The sequence below is a fragment of the Wocania ichthyoenteri Th78 genome, assembly GCF_000789235.1.
Lineage (GTDB): Bacteria > Bacteroidota > Bacteroidia > Flavobacteriales > Flavobacteriaceae > Wocania_A > Wocania_A ichthyoenteri.
In genome coordinates this window covers 2567828-2583316 of the sequence record NZ_KN525716.1, presented here as the reverse complement: position 1 = coordinate 2583316, position 15489 = coordinate 2567828, and the positions used below count along the sequence as shown (strand labels likewise).

The 15489-nt window shown below is 33.8% G+C and carries 13 protein-coding genes; 1 reads left to right on the top strand and 12 read right to left on the bottom strand.

The annotated features are described in order from the left end of the window. The 9 genes from RG22_RS11145 to RG22_RS11105 form a co-directional block, all read right to left on the bottom strand. A complete protein-coding gene (locus RG22_RS11145) occupies window positions 1–1053 on the bottom strand; it encodes an NAD(P)/FAD-dependent oxidoreductase (protein ID WP_034043204.1) in 1053 nt (350 codons plus the stop codon). Between the two features lies 1 nt (window position 1054). Then, window positions 1055–1639: a precorrin-2 dehydrogenase/sirohydrochlorin ferrochelatase family protein gene (locus RG22_RS11140; protein ID WP_034043202.1), complete on the bottom strand. Its 585-nt coding sequence runs from the start codon at window positions 1637–1639 to the stop codon at window positions 1055–1057. Between the two features lie 3 nt (window positions 1640–1642). Next, entirely contained in the window at window positions 1643–2404 is a 762-nt protein-coding gene (gene cobA, locus RG22_RS11135) for a uroporphyrinogen-III C-methyltransferase (RefSeq protein ID WP_034043201.1), read from the bottom strand. A 7-nt stretch (window positions 2405–2411) separates the two neighbouring features. Then, a complete protein-coding gene (locus RG22_RS11130; RefSeq protein ID WP_034043199.1) occupies window positions 2412–4526 on the bottom strand; it encodes a HEPN domain-containing protein in 2115 nt (704 codons plus the stop codon). Window positions 4527–4577: 51 nt separating this feature from the next. Then, window positions 4578–5825, bottom strand: a complete 1248-nt coding sequence (locus RG22_RS11125) for a sulfate adenylyltransferase subunit 1 (protein ID WP_034046009.1) — start codon at window positions 5823–5825, stop codon at window positions 4578–4580. 151 nt (window positions 5826–5976) lie between these two features. Beyond that, the gene (cysD, locus tag RG22_RS11120; protein ID WP_034043197.1) at window positions 5977–6882 is read right to left on the bottom strand and encodes a sulfate adenylyltransferase subunit CysD; all 906 of its coding nucleotides are present in this window, start codon (window positions 6880–6882) and stop codon (window positions 5977–5979) included. Window positions 6883–6892: 10 nt separating this feature from the next. Continuing rightward, window positions 6893–7513 carry a phosphoadenosine phosphosulfate reductase domain-containing protein gene (locus RG22_RS11115; protein WP_034043195.1) on the bottom strand — a complete coding sequence of 207 codons (621 nt, stop codon included), beginning with the start codon at window positions 7511–7513 and terminating at the stop codon, window positions 6893–6895. A 15-nt stretch (window positions 7514–7528) separates the two neighbouring features. After that, window positions 7529–7786: a DUF2061 domain-containing protein gene (locus RG22_RS11110; protein WP_034043193.1), complete on the bottom strand. Its 258-nt coding sequence runs from the start codon at window positions 7784–7786 to the stop codon at window positions 7529–7531. A 167-nt stretch (window positions 7787–7953) separates the two neighbouring features. Then, window positions 7954–8367, bottom strand: a complete 414-nt coding sequence (locus RG22_RS11105) for an RrF2 family transcriptional regulator (protein WP_034043191.1) — start codon at window positions 8365–8367, stop codon at window positions 7954–7956. Between the two features lie 108 nt (window positions 8368–8475). On the opposite strand from RG22_RS11105, the gene RG22_RS11100 reads away from it, so the two are divergent. After that, a complete protein-coding gene (locus RG22_RS11100) occupies window positions 8476–9354 on the top strand; it encodes a restriction endonuclease (protein WP_034043189.1) in 879 nt (292 codons plus the stop codon). 3 nt (window positions 9355–9357) lie between these two features. Here the strand turns inward: RG22_RS11100 and RG22_RS11095 are convergent, their stop codons facing one another. The 3 genes from RG22_RS11095 to RG22_RS11085 form a co-directional block, all read right to left on the bottom strand. Further along, window positions 9358–10530 (bottom strand): trans-sulfuration enzyme family protein, encoded by a 1173-nt coding sequence (locus RG22_RS11095; protein WP_034043187.1) that lies wholly within the window; start codon window positions 10528–10530, stop codon window positions 9358–9360. 194 nt (window positions 10531–10724) lie between these two features. Continuing rightward, on the bottom strand, window positions 10725–14123 hold the full coding sequence (thrA, locus tag RG22_RS11090; RefSeq protein WP_034043185.1) for a bifunctional aspartate kinase/homoserine dehydrogenase I: 3399 nt from the start codon (window positions 14121–14123) through the stop codon (window positions 10725–10727). A 46-nt stretch (window positions 14124–14169) separates the two neighbouring features. Next, a complete protein-coding gene (locus tag RG22_RS11085; protein WP_034043183.1) occupies window positions 14170–15444 on the bottom strand; it encodes an O-acetylhomoserine aminocarboxypropyltransferase/cysteine synthase family protein in 1275 nt (424 codons plus the stop codon). Window positions 15445–15489 lie beyond the last annotated feature (45 nt).

Here is a 15489-nt window from a genome sequence, read left to right as displayed (position 1 = left end):
CTAATTAATAGCTTGAACTACTGCTTTTGGCGCTTCTTTACGAGTGCCATCAAAACCATCAACACCACTTACTGTTGTGTATTTTAAAACATACTTTTTACCTGGATTGATAATTCTGTAGGCAGCTTGGCACATTAAAGTCGCCTCGTGAAAACCACAAAGTATTAACTTTAATTTTTCTGGATAGGTGTTAACATCTCCAATAGCAAAAACACCTGGTATGTTAGTTTGGTAATTAAGAGTATTATCTACTTTTATAGCATTTTTTACAATTTCTAATCCCCAATTTCCAATAGGACCTAATTTAGGTGATAATCCGAATAAAGGAATAAAATGATCAGTTTCTAACTGCATTTCCTCACCATCTTTTACAACGGTAACACTTTCAACTTTACCTTCACCATGAATACCAGTTACTTCAGCTGGTGTGATTAAGTTAATTTTTCCTAAAAGCTTTAATTCGCCTACTTTTTCAACAGAATCTAGTGCGCCTCTAAACTCATTTCTTCTATGAATTAAGGTAACTTCTGAAGCTACATCGGCTAAAAATATACTCCAATCTAAAGCAGAATCACCTCCTCCAGAAATAACTACTTTTTTATTTCTGTAAACCTCAGGGTCTTTAATAAAATACTCAACCCCTTTATCTTCATAATCTGCAATACCTTCGATAGCTGGTTTTCGTGGTTCGAAAGACCCTAATCCGCCAGCAATAGCAACAACAGGCGCTTGGTGTTTTGTGCCTTTGTTAGTGGTTACAATAAAAGAACCATCGTCTTGTTTTTCTATAGTTTCAGCACGTTCGCCAAGAGTAAAACCAGGTTCGAATTGTTTGCCTTGTTCTAATAAGTTTTTAGTTAAATCTCCTGCTAATATTTCTGGAAAACCCGGAATATCGTAAATAGGCTTTTTAGGGTAAATCTCAGAGCATTGTCCACCAGGTTGCGGCAATGCGTCAATTAAATGACATTTAAGTTTTAATAATCCAGCTTCAAAAACTGTAAATAATCCTGTTGGTCCAGCACCAATAATGAGTATATCTGTTTTAATCATTTTATACTTCTTTTTTTGCAATTAATCCTTTGGTGAATTCGTTTAGCGTTTCTACTTTTTGCCCGAAATCTCCTTTTATTGTTTTTCTATATTCATTCAAATTTTTAACTAAATCGTCTACATTTTCTGGAATAACATCCTCAAAAAATTGTCTTAACCGTTTAGCTGTTGTTGGTGATTTTCCGTTAGTCGAAATCGCCACTTTTACATTACCTTTTGTAACAATGCCTCCCATATAAAAATCACAATACGGCGGATTATCGGCAACATTAACTAAAATACTTCTTTTTCTACAATGCTTATAAACTTTCACATTCACTTTAGGCACATCAGTTGTTGCAATAACTATATGTTTTCCTTTTAAATAACGCTTGCTATACTGGTCTTTTATTAGTGTAACATCTCCTTTCTTAGACAAAGATAAAGTATCTTCTCTAAACATAGGCGACACAATTGTTACACAAGCATCTGGACTCGATTTTAAAAGAAAACTCAATTTTTCTTCAGCCACATAACCTCCCCCAACAATAAGTATGTTTAAGTTTTTTGCTTTTAAAAATATGGGATATAAATTATTTCTTTCCATACGCTAAGCTGTTGCAAAATCTTTATAAATAGAATTTAAGACTACACGTTCTTTTACAACATTTCCAATAACGATTATGGCTGGAGAAGTTAATTGCTTTTCTTCAACTACTTTACTAATTGTACTAATAGTACCTACTCCAAATTTTTCGTTTTCGGTAGTACCATTTTGAATGATAGCCACTACTGTATCTTGCTTATTTTCTGCTAAAAAAACTTTAACAATTTCATTAAGTTTGCTCATACCCATCAAGATAACAACGGTTGCTGTTGATTTTGCAGCCAATTGCACATCATTTGATAATTTATGTGCTTTGGTTGTTCCTGTAATTACCCAAAAACTTTCTGAAGCTCCACGTTTTGTTAACGGAATACCTTGATACGCTGGCACTGCTATTGCCGATGTTATTCCTGGCACAACATAAGTTTCAATACCAAATTGCCTGGCATAATCTATCTCTTCTGCACCACGACCAAAAATAAATGGATCGCCACCTTTTAAACGCACAACATGTCCGTGAGACTTAGCTCTACCAACAATAAGCTCATTAATTTGGTCCTGTTGATAGGCATAACATCCTTTGCGTTTGCCCACAAAAATGAGCTCTGCTTTTGTGGACGCATATTCAAGTAATTCTTTATTAATAAGCGCATCATACAAAACAACATCTGCAGATTTAATAGCTTTAATAGCTTTAAGCGTTATTAAATCTACATCTCCAGGTCCTGCACCTACAACTGTTAATTTTGGAATTTTAGTACTCATCGTGTTTTTAAACTGCTTTCTTTTGAAGCTTATTTATTTCTGTTTCAGCTTCTCTGTAAGCTCTCACTTTATCTAAAAACTGATTCGCATTTTCTATATATTTTGATGCAAAATCTTGAGTTGGTGCGTACTTTTTAATTTGATAAATCAACTCAGAAAATTCAACTCCCAAATCTATTTTTCCGCTAGCTACGAACAATTCATCAAATTGACTAATTATGCCTGCATGTGTATTTGTTTTTTTATTTTCGGCTAATAATAACGCTTTCGCGGAATTGACCAAAGAACTATAAGCATGATAAATAGCACTCGAATACACTCTATCCTCAAAAGATTTTTTAGCATTTTCAATTTTCTCTTCACTTTCTAAAAACAAGGTAGCAATTAAATCGATGACTACACCGGCACATTCGCCAATACCGATTTCTTTAACGTATTTTTCTTCTTCTCCCCAATCGATAAAATCATCTTGAGTTAAATTGGTAACGTCTTGTAAATCATTTAAGAAATCATAAAAATACTTTTCACCTTTTTCTTTATAGTATTCAACAAATTGTTTTCCGTTAGCATTAGCTTCAAAGTCATTTAAAATTCTGCGCAAAGCTTCTGGCCCTCTTTTACTTGGCACTTTCACCACTTTATCCGCAAAAGTTGCATTGCCGTTACCTAAATTTCCGCCGCCTAACAATACCTGCAAAGCTGGTGCTACTAATTTATCTGGCGTACGAACAGACATCCCTTGAAAACCAATATTTGCCATATTGTGTTGTCCGCAGGCATTCATACAGCCACTAATTTTAATCACTAAATCTTCGTTCTTTAAATATTGTGGGTATTCAGCTTTTATAACACGTTCTAACTCATCAGCAATTCCAGTACTACTTGCAATACCTAAATTACAAGTATCTGTGCCTGGACATGCTGTAATATCTACGGCTTTATTATATCCTGCTTCTACAAATCCTAATTTCTCTAATTCTTTATAGAAAAACGGCACTAATTCGCGTTTTACAAAAGGAATAACTATGTTTTGACGTAGTGTTAATCGTAATTCTCCTGCGGCGTATTTTTCAACTAAATCTGCCAATAGTCTTGCTTTATCGGTATAAAAATCGCCTAGTAACACTTTAATGCCAATAGCAACAAATCCTTCTTGTTTTTGAGGAATTAAGTTGGTTGATTTCCAAGTTTCAAACGCTTGTTGGTTTTTAATATCTACTAATGGAATTTCTTTAACTTCAACAGGTTTTGAAACCTTATAAGCATCAGCATCAATAGTAACCGATTTAAACTCAATGGCGTTTTGTTCTTCTTCAATTAAAGCTTTAAAAGCGTCTAACCCTATATCTTTTAATAAGAATTTCATACGAGCTTTGGCACGACTTTTACGCTCTCCATGACGATCAAAAACTCTTAAAACACCTTCCATTACTGGAATGATTTTATCAGTTGCTAAAAACTTATACAATACATCGGCATGACGTGGTTGCGATCCTAAACCTCCACCAATCATAACTTTAAATCCACGCTCACCATTTTTAGTTTTTGCAATAAAACCTAAATCGTGCATGTAGGACAATCCGGTATCTTCATCAGAAGATGAGAATGACACTTTAAACTTTCGCCCCATTTCTTGACAAATTGGGTTACGTAAAAAGAAGCGAAACAAAGCATCGGCGTAAGGCGACACATCAAACGGCTCATTAACATCAATCCCAGCAGTTTCACTCGCCGTAACATTACGTACGGTATTTCCACATGCCTCTCTTAAAGTTATATCATCACGTTCTAATTCTGCCCACAATTCTGGCGTTCTATTTAAATCGACATAATGAATTTGAATATCTTGACGTGTTGTAATGTGTAAACGCCCACGAGAATATTCATCTGAAACTTCCGAAATTCTTCGTAATTGATTACTCTTAACTTTTCCGTAAGGCAATTTTATACGAATCATTTGTACGCCTTCTTGACGCTGACCGTAAACACCACGAGCTAAACGAAGACTTCTAAATTTTTCTTCATCTATTTTTCCGTTATGAAAAAGCTCAATTTTATTGGCTAATTCTATAATGTCGTTTTCTACAACTGGATTTTCTATTTCTGTTCTAAAACTTTGCATTCTATCCTTACCTTCATAATGAGAAGGAATTTATTTAGTGTTTGTTTTTATTTACTGAATGAAACCTGCTCCTACAGTATTATTGTTTTGCGTATCGATTAAAATAAATGACCCGTTTGTTCTGTGGTTTTTAAATTGATCGTAAAAAATAGGCTTGTTCAATTTGAAAGTCACTGATGCTATATCGTTAACTCCCAATCCAGAAACCTCAGTATCAATACCTGAATAATCTGGATGTATTTTATGATGAATGGCATCTACCTTTGCCAATACTTTATTAATACCGTGTTGCACCACATATTTAGAACCAGTTGTTAATTGTTTTGAATCCATCCAACATACATTAGCCGTAAATTGTTTTTCTATGGTTGGCAAATCGCCATCTTTAACAATCATATCGCCTCGACTTACATTAATATCGTTTTCTAAAGTAATGGTAACCGACGAACGCCTTGAAGCTGTTTCATACTTTTCATCATAGAAATAAATATCCTTTATTTTCGATTTTGTTTGCGATGGTAATACTACAATATCGTCTCCAACACTTAAATTACCGCCATATACTTTTCCTGCATAACCTCTAAAATCGTGAAAATCTTCAGTTTTCGGACGAATTACATATTGTACAGGAAAACGTGGTGTACCTATATTAAAGATATCGGCTTTATCCAATTGCTCTAAATGTTCTAATAAAGATTCTCCTTTATACCAAGACATTTTATCAGATTGATGCACAACATTATCACCCTTTAATGCGCTAACTGGAATGAATGTTATTTTTTGATCTTGATAATCTCTTTTACTCATCAATTCCGAAAAATCTGCTTTAATTTTATTGTATGTTTCTTCAGAATAATCAACCAAATCCATTTTATTAATGGCAACTACAACATCTTTAATTCGAAGTAAATTATTGATAAAAAAATGACGATTAGTTTGCTCAATCACACCTTTTCTAGCATCAATTAAGATTATAGATGCTTGAGATGTTGAAGCTCCAGTAACCATGTTTCTAGTATATTCTACATGCCCTGGAGTATCAGCAATAATGTAACTTTTCTTTTTTGTTGAAAAATAAATGTGCGCAACATCAATAGTAATCCCTTGTTCTCTTTCGGCAACTAAACCATCTGTAGCTAAAGAAAAATCTAAATAATCATAACCTCTTTGTTTACTGGTTTTTTCAATAGCTTCTAACTTATCAGTCGTTAATGATTTTGTATCGTAAAGAATACGACCTATTAAGGTGCTCTTTCCGTCATCTACACTTCCTGCTGTTGCAATTTTTAATACTTCCATAAGCCTCTCCCCAACCCTCTCCATAGGAGAGGGAGTTTATTCGGGTTATATTTTAAAATTTATTTTATTTTTATAAGTTCAATAACCTTACAGGGTTATATACGTTTTTTCACAAATTTGCTAGTTCCCCCTTTGGGGGCTAGGGGGCTTTCTAGAAATACCCTTGTTGTTTGCGTTTCTCCATGGCAGCTTCAGAGCGTTTATCATCAATACGCGCACCACGTTCTGAAATTGTAGAGTCTCTAATTTCTTCTACAACTTTGGTAATAGATACAGCATCAGACAATACAGCTGCTGTACAGCTCATATCTCCAACTGTTCTAAAACGCACCATTTTTTCTAATACTTCTTCGTTATCATCTCTATAAACAATACCGTCTTCTGCAGACCAAATCATACCGTCTCTTAAAAATACTTTACGTTTGTGTGCAAAATAGATTGATGGAATCTCAATATTTTCTCTTTCTATATAAGACCAAACATCTAATTCTGTCCAGTTTGATATAGGAAACACGCGCACATTTTGTCCGTGTTCAATCTCACCATTTAACATATCAAATAATTCTGGACGTTGGTTTTTTTCGTCCCATTGACCAAAATCGTCACGCACAGAAAAAATGCGCTCTTTAGCTCTTGCCTTTTCTTCATCACGACGCGCACCACCAATACATGCATCAAATTTGAATTCTTCAATAGCATCTAAAAGCGTGGTAGTTTGTAACATGTTTCTACTGGCATAACGACCAGACTCTTCCTTAACTTTGCCTTCATCAATAGAATCTTGCACATTTCTAACAATCAATTCTAAACCTAATTCTTTAACTAATCGGTCTCTAAACTCAATAGTTTCTGGGAAGTTATGCCCTGTATCAATATGCATTAATGGGAATGGTATTTTTGCTGGATAAAATGCTTTAACAGCCAATCTTACCAAAGTAATTGAATCTTTTCCTCCAGAAAACAACAGAACAGGTTTTTCAAACTGTGCTGCTACTTCTCTCATAATGTAAATCGCTTCATTTTCTAGTGAATTGATATGTGATGTATCTTTCTTCATATTCTTATTTTTAAGCGTGTAAACCACACTCTCTATTTTCTAATGCTTTTGTTGGATCGAAATATTTAAACTCGTTTGGTAAGTTGTTCTTATCTAAATAGCTGTCTAATTTTCCATCAGACCAATAATAGAAAGGACTTACTTTTAACACTCCATCTTTACTTAAACTAAAAATACCAATGCTATTTCTAAATGTGGTTTGCCCTTGACGTAAGTTTGTAAACCACACTTTTGGTTTATGCTCGTCCATAGCGCGTTTAAAAGGCTCTAACTTTACTTGCTCTGTAAATAACGCATGTTTAGGCGAGTCAATACTAGGAATTCCCATAACCACATCTCTATGCGCCGATGTGTGTTTTGGCACATATAAGAACACGTTTAGAGCTAAATCAGAAATAACTTGTTCTGCATGCTTATAAGTTTGTGGTGTATTGTACCCTGTATCGCACCAAACTACTGGAATTTGAGATTCAACTTTACTTACAGCATGCAATATAGCAGCTTCATAAGGCCTAAAATTGGTAGTTACTACTGCTTCCGTACTAAGCTCTAAAGCCTTTTGAATAATTTCGGCAGGCGTTTCTTTTTCAAAGCTTTTATTTAATTCTTCTATTTGATTTTCTGTTATCATCTCTTATCTATAATCTTATTTACCCCATTTAACGACATTCCAAACGCGTTCATGGAAAAAATACAAAACCAATTTTGTTATAAAATCTACAGAAGCTATAGAGGCAGCCAGTTTAATATCCTGTGCCAAGAAAAAGGAAACAGCCAAAGTGTCTAAAGTCCCTACAACCCTCCAACTTAAAGCCTTTGCAACACTTCGGATAGGTTTTTCTCCAACACTATCCTCTTTATATGTAGACTTTTCTTTATTTTTTAATAACATTTGCGCTATCATTTGTTATCATTTTACATTAATCCTATCGATTTAGTAGGAATTACAAATGTAATACTTTTTATAACACTACAAATAGTATTAACAATTTTTTTAGAATAATGGAGTATTTAAAGGATAAACGGAATAAAAAACTAAGAAATATTATATATTTTGCGATATTCTCAATGCTACTTCCCAGATAAATCTGCTAAAGTGGTATTTCTAAATACCTGAAGTGTGTTATCGCGTACTTGAATCATGAGTTTATTAACACTACATTTTTCTTCGTCTGGACAATCATCGCATTTTTCGTAAAAGTTTAAACTTACACATGGTACCATAGCAATTGGCCCCTCAAGAACACGCATCACATCGGTCATTTTAATTTCAGTTGGTTCTTGTCGTAAATAATACCCCCCGTGTTTCCCTTTTTTTGAACCTAAAACACCAGATTTTCTAAGAGTAAGTAAAATACTTTCCAAAAATTTTTGAGGTATGTTTTCACATTCTGCAATTTCGCCAACTGGCACAGGCAAATCGCCTTGGTTTCTTGCAATGTAAGTGAGTGCCTTTAAACCGTATTTTGTTTTTTTAGATAGCATGGTGCTAATATAGGTATTTTAGGAAAAGTTATGAATATTCAAAAACATTTAGTAGATAATTAGTAGATTAGTGAAATATACAGAATTCCAAAATAAAATATAAAATGAATGGGAAGAAAAAAAATATACGATAAAGTACCAACTCATGATAAAATGATGATTCCAACTTTGAAAGCTTTAAAGTTATTAGGTGGCTCTGGTTCTATAGATGAAATCAATGAAAAAGTTTATGAAGTCACGGGATATGATGAAGATATTTTAGAAATCCCACATGATGAAAATGGAGTTCAAACTAAAGTTGAATATCGACTAGCTTGGGCAAGAACTTATTTGAAAAAATATGGGTTAATTGACAATTCTTCTCGTGGTGTTTGGGCATTAATTAATAATGAAATTGATATATCTTCATTGAATTCTAATGAAATTTTAAAAACAGTCAGAGAACAAACTAGAAAACCTAAAACGGACAAAAAACAAACAAAAAAAGAGATTCAATCAAAAATAGATGAGGAAATAGAAGATCAAATTGATTGGAAAGAAAACTTAATTACTATTATTCTTAAAATTGAACCATCAGCTTTTGAAAGACTTTGTCAAAGAATTTTAAGAGAAAGTGGATTTATACAAGTTGAAGTTACTGGAAAATCTGGTGACGGTGGAATTGACGGAAAAGGAATAGTCAGACTAAATGGATTTTTAAGTTTTCACGTCTTTTTTCAATCGAAAAGATACAAAGGCTCTGTTGGTTCTGGAGATATAAGAGATTTTAGAGGAGCAATGCAAGGTAGAGCAGACAAAGGATTATTTATTACAACGGGGAATTTCACGAGAGAGGCAATAAAAGAAGCAACCAGAGATGGCGCTCCTCCAATCGATTTAATCGATGGAGAACTACTGTGTGACAAACTAAAAGAATTCAATCTTGGGGTAAAAACAGAACTTATCGAAGAGGTTTCAGTAAGCCCAGAATGGTTTTCAAAAATTTAAATTCTACCCCAAAGCCTGCTCCAAATCCGCAATAATATCATCTGCATGTTCTAAGCCAACAGAAACACGCACCAATCCATCGGTAATATTAACTACTAATCTATCTTCCTCAGCTAAACTGCTGTGTGTTGTACTTGCTGGATGCGTTACTATAGTTCTCGTATCTCCTAAATTAGCAGATAAAGAACATATTTTAATAGCATCTAAGAATTTTCGTCCTGCTTCAATACCGCCTTTAACTTCAAAAGCAACAATATTACCACCTAATTTCATTTGTCTTTTAGCGACTTTGTACTGCGGATGCGATTTTAAAAACGGGTATTTTACCCAACTTACTTTTGGGTGAGCTTCTAAAAACTCTGCTACTTTTAAGGCGTTTTCGCAATGTTTATCGACTCTCACAGCTAAGGTCTCTAAACTTTTAGATAAAGTCCACGCATTAAAAGGTGATAAAGCTGGTCCTGTATTTCTGGCAAACAAATAAATCTCACGAATTAAATCTGCATTTCCAACAGTAACACCACCTAAAACACGTCCTTGTCCGTCAATTAATTTGGTTGCAGAATGAATAACCAAATGCGCTCCAAACTTTATAGGCTGCTGCAAATATGGTGTTGCAAAACAGTTATCGATGACTAAAATTAAATTATGCTTTTTGGCAATATTTCCTAACAACTCTAAGTCGATAATATCAATAGCTGGATTTGTTGGTGATTCTGCAAATAAAATTTTTGTTTTAGGAGTGATAAAACGCTCAATCGTTTCAGGTTCGTTAATATTAAAATAACTGGTTTCAATATTCCATTTTGGCAAATACTTAGTTAAAAGCGTATGTGTTGAACCAAAAACTGAGCGCGCCGAAACAATATGATCGCCACTATTTAACAAGGCTGCAAAAGTTGAAAACACCGCTGCCATTCCTGTGGCGAATGCGTAACCACTTTCTGCACCTTCCATTTTACAAATTTTATCGACAAACTCTGAGGTATTTGGGTTTGTAAATCGGCTATAAATATTGCGTTCCTTTTCTTCACTAAAAGAAGCACGCATATCTTCGGCATCTTCAAAAATAAAACTTGATGTTAGGTATAACGGACTAGTATGTTCTAAAAATTCAGTACGTTGTAATTGTGTACGAATAGCTTCGGTTTCGAATTGTTTTTTCTGTTTACTCATTTCATTATTTTAAGCCACAAATTCACGAATCATTTATTTGTGTATTAGTGGCGTAATTATTTTATTAAAGATTAGAAAGATACTTCGACTGCGCTTAGTATGACATTACAATTCTTTAATTTATAGATTCCCGCCTTCGCGGGAATGACAATTTCAACGGAAACCTCAAAATAAAGATTTTGAGGAGTTATTTTTTAATTAATATGTTTCGACAACCTTAAAATATCTCCAAAAACACCTCGCGCAGTAACTTCTGCCCCTGCTCCTGCGCCTTGAATAACGATGGGTTGTTCACCGTAGGATTCTGTGAAAATTTCGAAAATGGCATCACTTCCTTTTACATGACCTAAGGTACTATCTTCTGGAATAGATACCAATTTCACTTCTAAGTTCCCTTTATCTTGTGATAAATCTCCTGATAAATCGCCAACATATCTTAAAACATGTCCTTCTTCTTGATTGTCTTTTATCTTTTTAAATTCTTCATCTAAAACATTCAACTGACTCAAAAATGATTCAACCGAAATATTTTGATAGGCTTCAGGAATTAAATTCTGAACCTCAACATCTTCAAATTCGTTTTGCAAATCTAACTCTCTTGCTAAAATTAATAGCTTTCTCGCCACATCGTTTCCTGAAAAATCTTCTCTCGGGTCTGGTTCTGTAAATCCTTTGTCAATGGTTTCTTGAATAATTTCGCTAAACGGTTTGTCTTCCACAGAAAAATTATTGAATAAATAACTTAAAGTTCCTGAAAATACACCTCTAATTCGAGTAATATTCTCTCCAGATTCATGTAATAATTTAATGGTATCTATTAAAGGTAAACCTGCGCCAACAGTAGTTTCATATAAATAATCCTTATTATTCTCTTTTAATTGAGCTCTTAAATGAGTATAAAAATCGTGTGAAATGGTGTTAGCAATTTTATTAGACGACACCAAATCGAAACCCGCTTCTACTAACGGTACGTAATTTGAATGAAACTCTGAACTTGAAGTGTTATCAACTGCAATTAAATTTTCTAAATGATGTGATTTTGCAAATGCTATAATAGATTCGATTGAACTTTCTTGTAAAGTAGATTTTAAATCATCTTGCCAATTTTCATTGACTCCCTTTTTGTTTAAAATGAGTTTTCTTGAATTGGCAATGGCGAACACATTTAGGTTAATGCCTTTGCGTTTTTCGATCTCATCTTTTGATTTTAAAATCTGATTGATTAATGCGCCACCAACACCGCCATGACCAAAAATGGCAATATTTATCTTTTTAGAAATTCCGAAAACCTCCCCATGAATTACATTAACAGCTTTATGTAATTGATCTTTTTTAACAACCAAACTTACATTTCTACCTGTAACCGTATTATTGAATAATAGTGGCGTAATTTGATTTTTTATTAAGGCGTTAAACGGTTTATGAAAAGAACTCAGCTCAATTCCAATGATTGAAATTACTGAAACATCATCAACCACTTCAATCTTATTTACATCTTGCGAGTAAAAATCGCTTTCGAATTCGCGCTCCAAAGCAATAACAGCTTGAGTCGCTTTTTCCGCATCAATAATTAACCCAATACCTCTTTCTGAAGATCCTTGAGAAATAATGCTCACACTAATACCATGATCGCTTAAAGCTCTAAAAATTCTGGCATCGACACCAATTTTACCTAATAATCCGCGACCTTCTAAATTTAACAACGCAACGTTGTCTAAAACAGATAACGAGGTCACTTCTTTTGAGCTTGGTTTTGCCGTAATTAGCGTGCCTTCATCATCAGGGTTAAAGGTGTTTAAAATACGAAGACTTATATTTTTTTCTACTAACGGAATTATAGTTTTAGCGTGTAAAACAGTAGCTCCAAAATTAGCTAATTCGTTAGCTTCACTAAAAGATAATTCTCTAATCTTTTGAGCATCTGCCACCAAATCTGGATTTGCCGTATAAATCCCGTTTACATGCGTGTAATTTTGAAGCTCTTCTGCATCTAAAAAATTTGCTAATAATGCTGCGGAATAATTACTCCCATTTCTTCCTAAAGTAGTGGTTTCTCCTTTAGAATTAGAAGCAATAAAACCTGTTACAATATTTACTATATCTGCATTTTGCTTAAAATAGTTACGAACGTTATCTTTTGATATTTGCGAAATTGGTTGTGCATTACCAAAGGTGTCATCTGTTTTAAATAGTTGTCTTGAATCTGTAGCCTTAGCTTTAACCCCTCTTTCATTTAATAAACTAGACAATAGTTTTATAGTTAACAATTCACCTTGTGCTAAAATTTCGTCTTTAGTTTTTTGACTGTAATCACGTAATAAACTAACACCTTCAAACAATTTATCAAGGATTGAAAATTCTTGTGAAAAATCAATTGTTTTTAAAGGCTCTTTTTGATAGGTCTTGAATGCTTGTAACGATTCTTGATAATCTTCACCTTTTAAAGTTTTGTTTAAAATAGCTTCTAAATCATCTGTGGCACTGCCTCTAGCCGAAACTACAACTGCAATTTTTTCGCCATCATTTACTTTATTTTCAATAATGGAAAGCACTTTATGTAATCCGTCTCCGTTTGCTAAAGATTTCCCCCCAAACTTTAATACTTTCATTTTTCTTTTTTTAGAATTTGGCACAAAAATGCCTTCTATTATTTTTTCTAATTGTTCGTGTTCTATTAAAAACGCATCGTGCCCATGTACCGAATTAATTTCATTATAAGTGACATTAGGATTTGTAACTGCTAATTGTTTATGGGTTTGCCTGTTTTCTTCGGCTGTAAAAAACAAATCAGAATCAACACCTATAATATGAATGCTGGCTTTGATGTTTTCTAAAACATTAAAATCGTTTTTTCTATTTTTTGTTACATCAATCGTTTTTAACAACTGATTCATTAATTTATAAGCTGAAAGCTGAAAACGCTCCTGTAATTTATTACCGTGATGTAGCAACCAACTTTCAACATTAAAAATCTCTAAATCATCATTTTTTGAGCGTTGGAACCGTTCTTTAAAAGACTCCGGTGTACGATAGCAAAGCATCGCGTGCATTCTAGCATCGTGTACCGGATTTTTAGAATTTAATAAGAATTGCTCTTGAATTTGGCAATTGGCAATTAACCAATCGGTCGATTTCCAATCGGTGGCTACCGTAATTAAATGCTCTGTAAAATCTGGTTTTAAAACCGCCATTTCCCAAGCAATCCCACCGCCCAAAGAGCCGCCAATAACTGCAAACAATTGGTCTATTTTTAATTCTTCTAAACCAATTAAAAACAGTTTTGCTATATCTCGTGCTACAAAATCTTTATAGTTTTCAATAACAAAACCATCAAAACCATTACCAGGAATATTAAAGGCTAAAACGGAGTATAGTTTGGTATCAATAACTTTATCATCACCTATTAAGTCTGACCACCAACCCTCTTTTCCAGCAACATTACTATTTCCTGTTAAAGCATGATTTACTAACACTATTGGTGCTGTACCTAAAGGTTTACCAAACACTTGATAGCTTAACTTTATTTCAGAATTTACCGCTTTACTTTCAGTAATAAAGTTTGAAATGATAATATGTGATAGCTCTTCTTTCAACTGTTATTTATTTTTTTAACATCTACAAGATTAAAACTCAATATGATTAAATAGTTTTAAATGCTGCTTTTAAGTCGTCTTTTAAATCGTCTATATCTTCAATACCAACAGATAGTCTGATTAAATCTGAAGACACACCTGCCGATGCTTGTTCTGCTTCATCAAGTTGCTGGTGCGTTGTACTTGCAGGGTGAATAATAAGTGATTTAGTATCACCAATGTTAGCAAGCAACGAAAATAATTTGGTGTTATCTGCTATTTTTTTAGCCGCATCAAAACCGCCTTTGTGTCCAAAAGTTACAATACCGCTTTGCCCTTTTGGTAAATATTTATCGGCTAGTTTTTTATACTTACTAGATTCTAAACCTGGGTAGTTCACCCATGCTATTTCATCTTGAGACTCTAACCATTTAGCAAGCTCTAAAGCATTTTCACTATGCTGTTTTATTCTAACTGGTAATGTTTCTAAACCTTGAATAATATTGAATGCGTTTGTTGGACTTAGCGCCCCACCAAAATCTCTTAAGCCCTCTAAAATTAATTTAAAAGTATAAGATGCAGCACCTAAAGCTTCGTGATAAACTAAACCATGATAACCTGCTGATGGCTCTGTGAATTCTGGAAATTTTCCATTTGCCCAATTAAAAGTTCCACCGTCAATAATGGCTCCTCCAATAGACGTTCCTTGTCCGCCAATATATTTAGTTAATGAGTGAATTACAATATCTGCACCATGTTTTAGTGGATTTAATAATACTGGTGTTGCTACCGTATTATCAACGATAAAAGGAACTCCAGCGGCTTTAGAATGTACTGAAATAGCTTCTAAATCTAATACATCTAATTTTGGATTTCCTAAAGACTCAACAAAAAAGGCTCTAGTATTATCTTGTACAGCATCAGCAAAATTCTCTGGATTTGACGCATCAACAAAAGTAGTTGTAATACCCAAACGCGGTAATGTTACGCTTAACAAGTTATATGTTCCACCATACAAACTACTAGACGCTACAATATGATCTCCAGCTTTTAACAACGTTAGTAGGCCTGTTGAAATAGCAGATGTTCCCGAAGCAAACACTACAGCTCCAATACCACCTTCTACTGCTGCCAGACGGTCTTGCAGTATTTGATTTGTTGGATTATTTAAACGCGTGTAAATGAACCCTAATTCTTTTAGTGAAAATAGGTTTGCCGCATGATCTGAATTATTAAAAACATACGATGTGGTTTGATAAATTGGCACTGCTCTAGTTCCTGCGTTTGTAGTTACATCATGCCCTGCGTGTAATGCGTTTGTTGCTAATTTTTGTGTACTCATTTTTCTAATATCTTATTTAGTTAAACTTAAAGATTCCCGCATTAT

Coding starts and splice junctions, on each gene's coding strand:
- cysD (WP_034043197.1), bottom strand. CDS start 6,882: ATGAAGAAAGATACATCACATATCAATTCACTAGAAAATGAAGCGATT.
- RG22_RS11145 (WP_034043204.1), bottom strand. CDS start 1,053: ATGATTAAAACAGATATACTCATTATTGGTGCTGGACCAACAGGATTA.
- RG22_RS11125 (WP_034046009.1), bottom strand. CDS start 5,825: ATGGAAGTATTAAAAATTGCAACAGCAGGAAGTGTAGATGACGGAAAG.
- RG22_RS11100 (WP_034043189.1), top strand. CDS start 8,476: ATGGGAAGAAAAAAAATATACGATAAAGTACCAACTCATGATAAAATG.
- RG22_RS11140 (WP_034043202.1), bottom strand. CDS start 1,639: ATGGAAAGAAATAATTTATATCCCATATTTTTAAAAGCAAAAAACTTA.
- RG22_RS11115 (WP_034043195.1), bottom strand. CDS start 7,513: ATGATAACAGAAAATCAAATAGAAGAATTAAATAAAAGCTTTGAAAAA.
- RG22_RS11105 (WP_034043191.1), bottom strand. CDS start 8,367: ATGCTATCTAAAAAAACAAAATACGGTTTAAAGGCACTCACTTACATT.
- cobA (WP_034043201.1), bottom strand. CDS start 2,404: ATGAGTACTAAAATTCCAAAATTAACAGTTGTAGGTGCAGGACCTGGA.
- RG22_RS11130 (WP_034043199.1), bottom strand. CDS start 4,526: ATGCAAAGTTTTAGAACAGAAATAGAAAATCCAGTTGTAGAAAACGAC.
- RG22_RS11110 (WP_034043193.1), bottom strand. CDS start 7,786: ATGATAGCGCAAATGTTATTAAAAAATAAAGAAAAGTCTACATATAAA.
- RG22_RS11085 (WP_034043183.1), bottom strand. CDS start 15,444: ATGAGTACACAAAAATTAGCAACAAACGCATTACACGCAGGGCATGAT.
- RG22_RS11095 (WP_034043187.1), bottom strand. CDS start 10,530: ATGAGTAAACAGAAAAAACAATTCGAAACCGAAGCTATTCGTACACAA.